7 protein-coding genes are annotated in these 13,758 nt (G+C 56.0%); 2 read left to right on the top strand and 5 right to left on the bottom strand.

Annotated features, from left to right (window positions below):
- Positions 1 to 43: 43 nt before the first annotated feature.
- The 4 genes from CLU80_RS18345 to CLU80_RS18330 form a co-directional block, all read right to left on the bottom strand.
- Entirely contained in the window at positions 44 to 3,556 is a 3,513-nt protein-coding gene (locus CLU80_RS18345) for a dermonecrotic toxin domain-containing protein (RefSeq protein WP_099758027.1), read from the bottom strand.
- A gap of 175 nt (positions 3,557 to 3,731) precedes the next feature.
- Positions 3,732 to 6,284 (bottom strand): LuxR C-terminal-related transcriptional regulator, encoded by a 2,553-nt coding sequence (locus CLU80_RS18340; protein ID WP_099758026.1) that lies wholly within the window; start codon positions 6,282 to 6,284, stop codon positions 3,732 to 3,734.
- 139 nt (positions 6,285 to 6,423) lie between these two features.
- The gene (locus CLU80_RS18335) at positions 6,424 to 7,791 is read right to left on the bottom strand and encodes a DUF1329 domain-containing protein (protein ID WP_099758025.1); all 1,368 of its coding nucleotides are present in this window, start codon (positions 7,789 to 7,791) and stop codon (positions 6,424 to 6,426) included.
- Positions 7,792 to 7,814: 23 nt separating this feature from the next.
- Positions 7,815 to 9,608, bottom strand: coding sequence for a DUF1302 domain-containing protein (locus CLU80_RS18330; protein WP_093436084.1), 1,794 nt, complete (start codon positions 9,606 to 9,608; stop codon positions 7,815 to 7,817).
- Between the two features lie 722 nt (positions 9,609 to 10,330).
- On the opposite strand from CLU80_RS18330, the gene CLU80_RS18325 reads away from it, so the two are divergent.
- Both CLU80_RS18325 and CLU80_RS18320 read left to right on the top strand, forming a co-directional pair.
- A complete protein-coding gene (locus CLU80_RS18325) occupies positions 10,331 to 12,487 on the top strand; it encodes an S-type pyocin domain-containing protein (RefSeq protein WP_099758024.1) in 2,157 nt (718 codons plus the stop codon).
- Positions 12,484 to 12,741, top strand: a complete 258-nt coding sequence (locus tag CLU80_RS18320; RefSeq protein WP_077571171.1) for an immunity protein — start codon at positions 12,484 to 12,486, stop codon at positions 12,739 to 12,741. The genes CLU80_RS18325 and CLU80_RS18320 overlap by 4 nt, the downstream gene beginning before the upstream one ends.
- A gap of 52 nt (positions 12,742 to 12,793) precedes the next feature.
- On the opposite strand, the gene CLU80_RS18315 is transcribed toward CLU80_RS18320, so the two are convergent.
- Entirely contained in the window at positions 12,794 to 13,705 is a 912-nt protein-coding gene (locus CLU80_RS18315; RefSeq protein ID WP_099758023.1) for an SDR family oxidoreductase, read from the bottom strand.
- Positions 13,706 to 13,758: the final 53 nt, after the last annotated feature.

Here is a 13,758-nt window from a genome sequence, read left to right as displayed (position 1 = left end):
ATCGAGCGAGTAACGAGGGCCGTTACTCGCGCAGTTTCATCTGTCAGTTGAGCAGACGAGTGGTGCTGTTCACGACCGTAGGAGGTGCGGTGATTGCTGTCACGTAGTTGATGCTGACTTCAACACCGGTAACGCCTGCCATCACATCGGCGAAATCCCTGACGCTCGATAGCAGAGCAATCGGGTTCACGGGCGCGCCGATCGCCGCCACTTTGCCAACGTACAACAGAATCGCCCCTCGCCACGCCGATGCAAAGTGTGCGTTCGCAGCCTCATCGGAGCCCTGACTGGAAGCCACAATGCCCAGCACAACCGACTGAGTAATGCGCAGTACAGTCAGTGCCAGGCCAAGTGGCGCAATGAACATCGAAGCCACATCCAGGGCAAATTCGGCCAGTACCCTCACATCCTTCCACAGCGCTTCCAGATAACTGCTCGTCTGAAAATCTACATCGGCGACGAGTTGCCCGATTTTAGCCAGGTACTCCTGTTTGAAAGCCAGTACTGGATAACTGTTAGTCAATTCCGGATTACTGGTCGCTACCGGGTTCGAGTCCCAGTAGGTGTCCAGGAGGTTTTTCACTGCTTGCTGATGTTCCAGACGAGCGAGGCTCAAGACCTTTTTGTTGAAGGTCACGCTTTTCAATCGACCAGCAAGTTCCTGGACAGGGAAGAAATCCTTGCCACCAGGCGTATCGGGAATATAGACAAAAAACTCATCACGCCCGCTGACTTTGCGCCCAAAAACGTAAGCCCCGACAAGGGCGCGTCCCCTTAGAGTGAACTCGTATACGCCAATGCCCGGCTTCCCACCCGTGGTGATGATGCCCTGACGAGGCAGATCGCGATCAAATCCGTTAATGAGTCCCTGCAACCAGCTGAATTGGTCGAGGGAGAGCTCGCCTTTGATTTTCTGAATCAATGCAGCCCGGAGCATTTCATTTTGTTTTGTTTTTCGATACAGACTGGCTTTCAAGTCAATGTCGGACGCATTGAGGAATTTATCTTTCAGATATTGAAGATACTTTTCACCAGGCCTCAGATCGATCAGATCATTGATAACTCTGGCATTCAGTTGGGCAATGGGCTGTCCGGTAAACGTCCAGAAGGTGGCCTGCCTGAGTTGCTCTCGCAAATTTTCAATCCCGGCTAATTGAGGGTTCACCCAGGTGAAAAATTTCTCGAACGCACTTACGTCACTGCGCCACTTTTGCCACTGAATAAACAGATCGGTCAGGCTGATCTTCGAGTCTGCGTGAAATTTGACCCATACCTCGTCAGGGTTAATGTCCACAGATGAACCTGTCCGGGCAAAATACTGCTTCAGCTCCTTCTTCACCAAATGGCTGGAAAACTGTTTGAACGGCTCGACCGCCAGCATTTCCCGGGAATGATGATGAATAGCCTTGAAATCAGCGTTCAGACGATTGAGCAGGTGCTGATCGCTCGAGCTGGCCTTTCTGTACCATTGAGGGGTGGCAGCTTCGGTTTGATCGATACTCCACAAAATGTGATTTTGAACGGCTCCGAACAAAGGCTCCTCTTCGGGTAAATCGACCAACTTAATCTTCGACCACCATTCATTCAGTACCTCAGATGGTTTTAGACTCAGATAATCACTTTGCATCTGCGCACTGTCGCTGGCGTGTGCCTGACTCAGCAAGTACGCCCAGGTTTCAGCCTTGGCCGCCCATTGCGCCAACTTGTGCTGCAGGCTTTTCAGGTCGGTGAATTCAAACCACTCCTGCCCGGCTGGCGAACCCGGTATGTGCAGGACATGAGCGCTGCGATCGGCTGCCACACCTTTCCTGCGATAAACCAGCAAACCATTGAAAGGCTTGAACCAGTGTTTGAGCGCCACGCCCAGCGTTTCAATGGACGTATCGCCGAGGTTATAACCCATCACCAATTTATGAGCTGAAGGTCCCACGTGTTTCTGCAGGATCGCCGCGAACAGGGTCAGCGCTGTTTTACGGCTAAGGACCACTCGCAGCGACCCGGTAACTTCGGCTTGCGAATACAGAAGACGTTGAGCCGTGGTATAGGCAACACGAACGTCCAACGACTTGATGGCACGCAGGATGTTCGATGGACTCAACTTTGGCAGACTGGAGGGGACCTCCGGAACGATCTGATATTGACCTGCCAGATCATGAGCACCTTGCATAAAGGCCTGAGTCAGCGTTTTGCGCTCGGTGAGTTCCACCTTTTTTCCATCCGCCAGAGGCACGGTATGGGTGACTTTCACGAATACAGTGTCCGGGTCGATACGCTCATCTTTACCCGGCGATATGAAGTCCTCTACGGCCAACCGCGCGTAGTCTTTCAGCGAAGCAACTCCGTGAGTGACCTCATGAAGTTTGACTTCGGCTTCAAGCAGCTCTTTTTGCAGGGAAACATACACTTCCTGATTGACATCGGAAGTGCTTTTCAACCATTGCGGCCAAGCATTCCGCTCGACATGCTTAATCAGTTGTACTTGGCGTTTTCTGGCCTGACGATTCAAATCGGGCAACGATTGTGCGGCCTCTACGGCGACAACAACTTTATCAAACTCCGAGTCTGGCTTGCCGACGGACTCTAGATACCCAGTGATGTCGCTGTACATCGTCTGAATCCGCTTATCAACGAATCTCTCAAACAAATTCGCACGAACTTTCAAAAAACGAATAGCAGGGACGTAGGCGAACCCAACGCGTTCACTGAGCGACAGCGTTTGCAGAAACTCTTCCTGAGTTTCCGCGGAGCCCAGTCGGCTCAACAACGCTTGTTCAAGCTTCCAAATGGAAGAAAACAATTCGAGACCACGATTCGCGCAGTAGAGTACGACAGCGCCCTGCTCACCGGGAATCAACTGCTCATAGACAGGGGTTGTAAGGGGCAATACAAACATCGCGTTCTGCTCGATGTATTTGCCATTCTGACCTTCAATGAAAACCCCGTAACAAGTACCGGTCAGACTGGGTTGTACGGTCGTACTGATCAGCGCGCTTTGTTGCTGAGTAATGACCCCTTGAATCGTCAGCGCCTCCAACTCACGAGCGAAAAGGCTAGCCTCGAGCACACCTAAAGCAGACTTTCGCGACAACTGAGGATAAGCCCCAGCTGCTTTTTGAACGGTCGGGTTTTCCCAGTACTGCCGCACAGTTGCCGTGTAATCAACCGCCAGTTTCTTCAGCAAATCTGCTACTGATTTTTCAATAGCCGAGATCGGGACTTGCGTAAGAATGTCTTCACGGCTGGTAAAATTCGGGTGATCGAATACACCATAATCATTGACATCATAGTTTGGCGGCCGACCACTTTGCAGGCACTCAAGCGCGATATCCAGCAACCGCCCGACCGGCTGTTTATTTTTCGGTTTGGCGCCCGCCACGACATTGACGAACAGGCTGCTCAGCCGCACACCTTCGGATACCTTCCATAACGCCTCACGCAAAGTGTCCTGCACCACCACTGAAAATGACGGAACACGCTTCAATTCCTGCGAGATACTTTCCAGGGCTTTCCCCACTTCACGCAGACTTTGGCTTTCGGCTTCTTTATTAATTTCCATAATGGAATCTCTATCAGCTTGATAATGACAAGTGACCAATTACAACTTGCCTCGCCAAATCAAGCTAATTCAGATCCAGAACAAAAAGATACCCACCGCACTGTTTCCAACAGTGTTTAATTACAACACCAACAACTCCATAAGTTACAACTACAAACATCTAACAACCTCACACCTACATCAAACCCAATGTTCTGGCCCTGGCCACCGCATGCGTTCTACGCATCACCCCCAATTTTATATAGATCCTTCGGACATGAGTTTTAACGGTATGCAATGAAAGGAAAAGTTTTTCTGCGATTTGTTGATTGGAATCACCTGCCGCAATCAACACCAAGACTTGTAACTCTCGCTGACTCAGTGAACTTTCAGCTTCAGATTCGGCTACAACTTGCTGCTTTTCCTCCAGCACATTTGTCCGATCAAATATGTTCGGCGAGCGCAGGGTGACCTGGCGTATCAGCAATTGCGCCTCCGAGCGCCGGACGATCTTCAACGCGCATTCCACATGCTCAACCACCCGTAACGACTCGCTGTGCAGCAATGCCACTTCGGCGAGGGCAAAATGCAACTCCGCCTCAAGTGTCTGCGCCCCGCACTTGCGGGCTTTATCCAGCAACATCTGAAGTTGCTCCGGGAGATCACTACCGCGTTGCAAAGATGCCGTGGCCAATATCAGCAAATACTGGATACGCGCTATCAGTTGAACCGTCGCCGGAGGCGCCTGCAACGCGTTCGGCGGTTGATAGTGGCGCAGCACCCGGCTCAACGCCTCATGTGCCAACTGCGCCCGCCCCTGCTGCAGCCAGATCTGGCTACTGACCTGTAACAACACACCACGGTAAACCGTGTCTGGAATCCTGCGCTGCTGCATCAACCGCTCGGCCTCGTGCAAGCGCTCGAATGCTTGCGTGTATTCACAGTGGTTGGCCGCTATCTGCGCCAGCCCCAGATAGCCGAACAACACCCGTTTATCGTGACTGCGCAGACAATCCTCCAGGCCACGTTTGAACAGAACGGCGGCTTGCTCCTCCAGCCCCATGACCAACGCCAATCGACCACGACGCAGGGCGATACGACCGAGCAGCGGCGATGGCCGCTCAGCGCGCTGGCCAAGTAACTGCTCAATGCTCAGTAGCAGGTTGTCAGCGCGGGCTGGAGCACCACGCTGCTCAAGCAACTGCGCGTGATCAAGTTCCAGCAAGCCTTCAAACAGCAAGGAGCCTTGTGCCCGCGCCAGACACAACGCTTCGCGACTGATGGTGTGCGCTTGTTCGAGTTCATCGCAGAGCAAGGCTTGTTGAGTCAGCCCTGACAGGCACAGCAGCCTTGTGGCCCAGGCATCGCCATCGAGCGCTTCCAGAGCTTGCTGAAAGAGTTCGCGCGCAGGCGTCATACGCCCCTGCAAATGCATCAGCCAGCCTTGTTGTGCTTGCCAGCGTGCAATCAGTTGTCGTTCCAGTGCCGCCGAAGGTTGCGGCATGAACCTCGCCAAGTGCGCGATGCACTGCGTGGCCTGTTCAAAACGGCCGGCAAACAAAAGAGCTGCGGTAATCAGCCCAACCAACTGCGGTGATCCCAAGGTCACTCCTTCGCCCTGAGATTCATGCAGGCGCAACAACAGCACCACCGTTTGCTCTTCAAAAAGATGCTCGAAGTTGAAGTGCTGCAACAGACTCACTGCCGTTTCGACTTCTTCGGCAAGCAGCGCCTGCTCGAAAGCCGAGCGCCAATCCCCGGCAGCGGCGAACCATTGGCATGCCCGACGATGCCATGAGCGGGCCGCAGGCCAACGCTCATCGCGCATCACTTGAGCCAAAGGTGCAAAGATCTGCAACCACTGGGACGAGTCATTCCACGGTTCGATGAAGCAACCCAGCGTTTGCAGGGTGCGCAGGTAGTCCGCGCCTTCTCCGGCACCGAACAGGTGCTCACACAACTCAGCATTGAAGCGCGGCAGATTCGCCAGTACCCGCCAGACCTCGGCCAACTCCGGCGTCAGGCCGCTGAACAATTCATGCTGCAAATAATCCAGCAGCGTTTCCACCCGTTGCTGCGGCTGAAGGGTCTGCGACCAGTCGCATTTTTGCAGCAGCGCCATGCGCACCCCGGCGCACCATCCACCGGTTCGATGAACAATCCGCGCGGCCACACTGGCAGCCTGCTCCGCTGACAGGTGTTTTAACGCCTGGGCGATTTCTTCCGGGGTCAGCGCCAGCGTCGCGCTTTCGCATTCAAACAATTCGTCGTCCAGCAGCAACCGTGGCCAATTGCACTGGGGGCGTCGACGCGCGCCTATCCACCAGATCAATGCCGGGCTGCTGAGCGCCAGCAAGCGGTCCAACAATGCATCGAGAGCCGGGTCGGGGAGCCGACAATAGTCGTCGATAAACAGCCAGGTGGGCGCTGACCAGCGTGCCAGTGCCGCCGCCAATTGCGCCTCATCCATTGCTGCCAGCCCCAATGCCAGACTCAGCCGCTGACAGAACTCCTCCGTACTCAACGACACGCCCATCAGTGGCAGCCAGTGCACCACACAGTGTGCCGGTGCCTTTGACAAGCATTCGGAGAGCAACGCGCTTTTGCCACTGCCGGGCGGCGCGCAGATCAGCCTGATCCGCGCCACCGATGTCAGTAGCGGCTCACTCAGTCGAGGGCGAAGTTGATGATGGGAAGAAAGTCTGGGCAAGAATCCGGGGCGATCCAGACAGGCAGTCATAGCGGTCATCGGGTGAGCCTTTTTATCGTTGTGCCCTCACCCTAGCCCTCTCCCCTGCACTTGTTGACGAGTATTCAGCGCGCTGATTGGTGTCCATAAAAAAGGCGACCGAGCGGTCGCCTTTTGCCTCGCCTGTGTATCACAACCGTTACCGCACGCCCTCTGCGCGCAAGGCCGCTGGCGTGTAGTCGGCAGCCTTGGCTTGGAAGCCGAACTCGAAACTGTGCTTCTCTTCGTTCTTCATTCCCAGGGCAATGTAGCGACCGGCAATGATGTCGTAGAGCGCTTCCAGTGTGTAGGCCTGCGCCTGGTGATCGTAGTAGTACTGAGCGTGACCTTCGGCGACACGCCACAGTTGCCCGCGACCGTCGTAGTGGTCCGCCAGCGCCACTTGCCAGCTGTCTTCATCGATGTACATGTGACGCTTGGCATAGATGTGCCGCTCGCTCGGCTTGACCGTGCCGATCACTTCCCAGACGCGGTGCAGTTCGTAGCGGGTCAGGTCCTGATTGATATGCCCGGCCTTGACGATGTCGTCGTACTTGAGCTTCGGCGAATCGAGTTTGTAGCTGTTGTACGGGATGTACATTTCCTTCTTGCCGACCAGTTTCCAGTCGTAGCGATCCGGAGCGCCGGAGAACATGTCGAAGTTGTCCGACGTGCGCAGGCCATCGGCGGCGGTACCCGGGCCGTCATAGGCCACTTGCGGCGCCCGACGCACGCGGCGCTGGCCGGCGTTGTAGATCCACGCCAGACGCGGTTCCTTCACCTGATCGAGGGTCTCGTGGACCAGCAGCACGTTACCGGCCAGACGTGCCGGCGCCGTTACCGACTGTTTGAAGAAAGTCAGCACGTTGGCGGCTTTTTCCGGGTCGAGATCCTTCATCAGTTGTGGCACGGCGATCTCTTCTTCGAAGCGGATCGGCGTGTAGCTGCCGTTGGTCTGCGGGGTCACCTGGGTGATGATGCGCCGCAGGTTACCGCCGTGATACCGGGTGATGTGGTTCCACAACACCTCAACGCCAGTCTTCGGAATCGGGAAGGCGTAGTAGCGGTTGCCTGTGAAATTGGCCAGGCCATTACCATCGTTAATGCTGGTGACATTGAGCGCGCTGCGTTTGGCCGACTCATAGATTTCCGCTGGCACGGCGACCGTGCGGTGAGTCGGATAGACCGGGATCTTGTAGGTTTCCGGGTAGCGTTTGAACATCGCCACCTGCCCGTCCGAGAGCTTGTCCTTGTACTTGTCGACGTTGGAAGCAGTGATGGTGAACAGCGGTTTTTCATTGGCAAACGGGTCGGCGAGGAAGCCTTTGCTGTCCACCGCCCCGGCGTTTTTCGGGATGCCGCCGGTCCATGCCGGTATCGAACCGTCAGCATTGCCGGCCTTCTCGGCGCCGAGCGGCGTCAGGCTGGTGCCGAGTTTATTGGCCTCCTCCGGCGACACCGCAGCCATCACGTTGGCCGCCAGCAGACTCAGGGCCAGCACACCACATTGCAGAATCATTTTGCGCATTGCATTCATCCTTCTCGGGCAGATCAGAAGTTCACGCCGAAGCTCAGGGCGACGAAGTCACGGTCTTCGAGGACGTTGTAGTCGCCACCGAAAAAGTCGGTGTAACTGAGGCTCGCGGTATAGGTGTTGCGGTAGTCGGCATCGACGCCGACGCTGATCGCTTTCGCACCTTCGTTGAACAGGCCGTTGGGGCCATAACCGGCGACGTCATGCGACCACGACAGGTTGGGTTTGAAGTTGACCCCGCCGATCACGTTGGCGTAATCGAGGATCGCCCGGGCACGGTAGCCCCACGAGGTCGAGGTGACGAAACCGTCGGTATCACCACCGAAACCGTATTGGCCGTATACCGAGTCGCGGCCATAACGCAGCTCGCTGCGCGACTCCAGGCCACCGACATGCACCACCGCAGCTTCGCCGACCACGGTCAGGCGTTCCGCGCCCAACACCTGATCGAAAAAGTGCGTGAGGGTGCTCTGGATTTGCGTGACTTCCTTGCGCCGATAACCTTTGTTGTCCGCCCCCGGGGTGGTGGCGACCGGCGAAGCAGCGCCACCGGCAATCGGATTGAGCAGCGCTAGCGTCAGGTCATTGGTGTTGACCTGTACCGGTGCATTCGGGCGGTAGCTGATCTCGCCAGTCCATGCCGTGCCGGTCGGCAATGTGGTGGAGAAACTCGCGCCGTAGAGGCGAATGTCTTCCGGGTACTCAAGGTAGTAACCACCGCGCCCGAGCATCACGCTCTGCGCCAGGCCGGAACCGCTGCCGGGTGCCAGGCCATTGGCGATCCCGACCATGCCCGGCAATGCCGCCAGCGTCGACAGGCCAGCCGTGGTAGTGCCAACCGTTGGCGTGCGGCTGTGGTAGTTCATGAAATACAGGCCATATTCGGTGTCGTCACCGAGCCAGCGCAATGCCGTGCCCCACTGCCCGGAATCCCGCGCATCGCGGTCGCCGCCACGGGGGATCACCACGCCTTCGCGAGTCACCTGAATGCCTTGGCCAAAAGCCTGGGTCAGCGGGACAAACGGTGCGATTGCCGGGTTGCCAACGGTGTAGCCGTTGTTGCAACCGTCCGCCGCCACATCGACACCGAAGAAGGTGCCGCAGTTGTCGAGAACGGTCTGGTCCCATTCCAGTTGATAGAACCCTTCGACGGTCAGTTGATCGGTCAGGCCTTGGGAGCCAAACAGCATGTTGACCGGAATCAGACCTTCCTTGATCTCGGCACCGGGGCGACGAAACGCCGAAACGTCGATCGGGTTGATGCTGTTGATCGAGTTACCGATGAAGGTACTTTCGCCCCAGCTCACGACCTGCTTGCCCGCGCGCACGGTGCCCGGCAGATCGGCAATGGAATAGTTGTGATAGACGAATGCATCGAGAATTTGTGCGCCGGAGGACTTCGCACCTTCCTTGCGTCCGCTGTCGCTGATCGGCTTGAACTCGCGGTCTTCGTCCTTCAGTTCGAAGTCATACCAGTACTTGCCACGCACGAAGACACCGGTGTCGCCGTACTTGAGTTCAAGATCGTGAATACCTTTGAAGATCTTCGAGAAGGTCTCGCCCTTCTTGAAATTCAAACGCCCGTCATCACCGGTCGAGGATTGCCCGGTTCCGCCATTGACCGTGCCGACCAGCGACTTGTCGGCATCGCGCATGCCCCAGCTCGCACCGATCGACAGCGACGAGTCGAAGGTGCCCTCGATCTCGCCAATGTTGAACGCAACCGCGTGCGCCTGGGCGCAGCAACCCAAAGCCACCGCGGCGGCCAGCGCCTGCGGTGTGAAGATGGCGCGCATTGTTGTTTTTGTCATGCGTCTTCCCCGGTGAGTGACAGAAGGCCCCACCCTACTGCCGGGCAACCGCGTCGATAAGCGCACCAAGGAGGTATTCGTGTTGTCGCTCGAAAGGATGAATGGCCTTTAACGACGGGGCTTTGCGAAGTTCATGGATCGGCTGGATGGAAGATCATCAGTGCCGCGCATGGTGCACATCAGCACATGGGACTGTTACGTGCCCCGCAACAGTGCATGTCCGGAATCGGTATTTTTCCTACGTGGTCAACACCTTATTCTGAACGCGCTTTCACGGGACACTCCGCAAAGCGCGCAGCACTGGCCTTTGAGCGACTCAGGCCATTGCTGACAGATTTCAGATGAATCGAAGACTTCGGTTTATCGCCCCGGTGTTCACTGACGTTGATTTGTAGCTCCTTGATCCAACGTCTTACCTTGGCCGCTGCGTTTGCAGCGGCCTTTTTTATGGGCGTTGAAAACGTATTCCCTACTGCCTGCAAACACTTTCCGAGAACAACGTAGGACCTTTCCTGCGGCGCAGAAGAATTATCCCTGCTTTGTTATTAGCCTGCGAAACCCCTCTCGAAACAACGCCCTGTTACTTACGGGTTTCTCAGATTCTGTAACCGCAAGTCTGATGTAACTTGAAACACCTCAACCCCTCGCTGGTGACACGGACGTCACTATCGGCCGCGCTAACTTGCCAGCGAGTTATCACGCACATTCAAAAGGACATGAATATGCAAAGACCTCCATTCTTAGAACTGGATGAAACACGTATCGAGGCACCCGCCCCCGATAATTACGAGCCATTCAAAGAAAGCAATGTGGGTTACACCTACAGTGGAACGTTCGGACCTGCCGGCGCCAATGCGCAAACCCGCCAATTGATGTTCGAGACGCAAACCACCGTTGAACAAGAGTTCAACGCAAAATCCGTCTCAATACCTCAGTCCATCGAAGTGGAACTGGCGGCAATCAGACTGGAAGGCCCGACAAATCCTCTTCCGCCCGCTGCTGCACTGGCCCGCGAAGTGGGCGTCAGGAATACGCTGATTCACCGTAAGAGCGCAGAGTTTCAGAGGCAGACCGCGATCGCAAACCGCTTTTTTGGCAGCGATCCGCTAGGGAAAACCTTCCAGGATTACCTGAATCAGGCCTCCGCTATCCGCCGAACCAGCGGCGCGGGGGCGAGGAGTAGAGCGTTGTGGAGCGAGTCCTTCCGAGCGGCTCACGAAGCGCGTTTGCTTGGCCAGACACTGGCGCTTCTCAACCAGCAACAGGCCGACGTACTCAATTGGCTGGCCACCGTGCAGGCTCAGGATCAAGCTCAGGCGGCAGCGGCTGAGGCCCAGCGTTTGGCTGCAGAACACGCACGGGTCGCAGCCGAACAGCAACGACACAGAGAAGCTGCAGAAGCAACACGTCGAGAGCAGGAGCAGATTCGCATACGTGAACAGACACGACTGGCTGGATTGGCGGAAAAACAACGTCAGGAAGCCGAAATCGCACGAATCAAGGCTGAGGATGAAGCACGGGAAAAAGCACGAATCGCGGCATTGTTGAGCGCGGAGGCCGAAGCAAAGGCAAAGGCCAAAGCCAAGGCGATCGCCAAAGCCAGGGCCATAGCCAAAGCCAAAGCCGCGAAACGTGCGTTTGCCGCCGAGCAGGCACGTCTGCAAGCAGAAATGGAGCAGCGTATCGAGGCGTTACAACGGCAGGAGCGCCTGGCACCAGAAGTCCAGCATGTTTACCCGGCTTCAGGCGCAACGGCTTCAACCGGTCCGGAGTTGTCCTTTGCCTCACACACCACTCGTCTTTCTCCAGCAACATCATCCGCAATTCTCAAGGGGCTGCGGGCAGGATTACAGACCCTGAAAGCGGCAGGATCTGTGTTGATCAGCGGTCCGGCACTGGTAGGTTTCGCGGCTTTGCTCGCGCCTTCGCGCCTGGGCAACGGCGAGCGCTTTTCCATGAGTGTTCCCTTGGCCGAATTGTCGCCGGAGTCTGCACAAACACTGCGCGAAATAGCAGATCGGCAAAGCACACTGGAGCTGCCCGTAGGCTTGGGTGTGAGGCCACTGGGTGCGGGAGCGGAGGTATTCGTCGCCACCAGCGATGACTTCCATATCCGTTCGAGTGTGCTGGTTCTGAATGCGGCCTATGACCTGCTGAATGACGTTTACGAAGCAGCGCTGCCAGATTCGCCAACGGATTTTCTGACCTGGACACCGGCTATCTCGCCTGGGAACAGCTCGACTGCATTGCCCATTGCCGAGATTGATGCGCCAACCTATTACGGCGCTCCCATTATTCCGATTGAAGGACGGCTGGACCTCAACCCGATCCTGGTTGAAGGCTGGGAACGATTCATCATCGTGTTTCCTGATGACTCGGGGATCGCGCCGCTTTATGTGGTGTTCAGCAGTCCGTACGCGGGAGGTTATGTAAAAGGGAAATACAGCGGTCGGACCTACAACCCCGAGCAGTCTGGTGGACCAATACTTGATCTGGATTGGCGAACGGCTGTAATCACGCAAGCTGGAGTCACCAACGTGAAATTACACGTAGCGAGATTCAACCAATCAGACGCTAACGACATCATGATTCAGCGATTAGAGAGAATTTTAAAAGGTGATCTGAATTTTACTGACACTGACCTTCGTTACTACACTCACGAATTGAGAGAGCTGGAGCGATACAGAAATTTTGGCTATAGCGACGACACATCGCCCTCTGAGGAATCCACGATATGGAACAATGCCCATACTGCGACCCTTGAGGACTACAAACTCGGTAGCGAATTGACTCTGCTCTACAACGAAGAGGCAGTCAACGCAATGAATGCTCAAGATGAACGGGAATATCAAAACGACATGCGGAGTTTCGCCCAATGACTACTGTCGAGAAAATCATAAAAAACGAACCGATTGCGGACGTCATTTCACTCTTAGCACTTTGTTTTCATCCCATGCGCCTCGATCAAATGTATGCACGTTATCGCAAGGATACAATCCCCCACAGTGTATTCATCGACACATACAACTCGCTGTTCAGAGAGGGGGTGTTGTCCTACGACGAAAATGGAAAAACCATTAAAGGTCCCAATTGGACACCGCCAGCGTTCATGACAGAAAAACGCTACGACTAAAACACAAAAAGCCACCCGACCATCACTTGCATTGGTCGGGTGGCTTAAGTACTTAAAGCGAATACTTCTGCAAATTCGCCATCATTTCCTTCAACGCCTCAATATTGTCCTTCGGATGCGCCGCCCCTTCGAAATCACAAATCTGCTGCCAGTGCGCCGCGACATCTTCCGGCGAGAAGCCCACCCGTGGATCAAACCCGGCACCGAGGCTGCGCTCCCAACGCACCTTGCCCATCCAGCCGCCACCGACTTCGAACAGTCCGGAGGTTTCCTGGCATTGTTCACTGGCCAGATACACCACCAGCGGGCTGACCAGTTCTGGTTTCAATTGCTCGAATACTTGCGGCGGGATCAAGCCTTCGGTCATGCGCGTGCCGCCGGTAGGCGCGATGGCGTTGACGAGGATGTTGTTCTTGCGACCTTCGATGGCCAGCGTACGGGTCAAACCGTAGAGGCCCAGTTTGGCCATGCCGTAGTTGGACTGGCCGAAGTTGCCGTAGATGCCTGAGGTCGAGGCGGTGAAGATTACCCGGCCGTAGTTTTGCTCGCGCATATGTGGCCACGCGGCGCGGGTGACTTTGTAGGCGCCTTCGACATGGACGCGGTAAACCAGATCCCAGTCGGCGTCGTCCATTTTGTGGAAGGTCTTGTCGCGCAGGATCCCGGCGTTGTTCACCACGACGTCGACGCGACCGAAGACATCAAGGGCGTTTTGCACCAGTTTGTCGCCGTCGGTGACCGAGTCGTGGTTGGCTTCGGCAATGCCGCCAGCCTCGCGGATTTCGGCGACGACGCGGTCGGCAGCGGAAGCATTAGCCCCCTCGCCCTGGGTCGAGCCGCCGAGGTCGTTGACCAGCACTTTGGCGCCCTGTTTGGCAAACAACAATGCGTGGGCGCGTCCGAGGCCACCACCGGCTCCGGTGACGATGACAACTTTATCTTCGAAACGCACAGACTCATTCATCGCAGCAACTCCAGCAGGCCAGTATTGAGTCCGAGTGTCAGGCACAGGGCTTT

Origin of the sequence: Pseudomonas sp. 29 (genome assembly GCF_002754355.1) — a bacterium.
Taxonomy (GTDB): Bacteria; Pseudomonadota; Gammaproteobacteria; order Pseudomonadales; family Pseudomonadaceae; genus Aquipseudomonas; species Aquipseudomonas neuropathica.
Note: the sequence above shows the minus strand (reverse complement) of the source record. Positions and strands in the feature narration are given on the sequence as shown.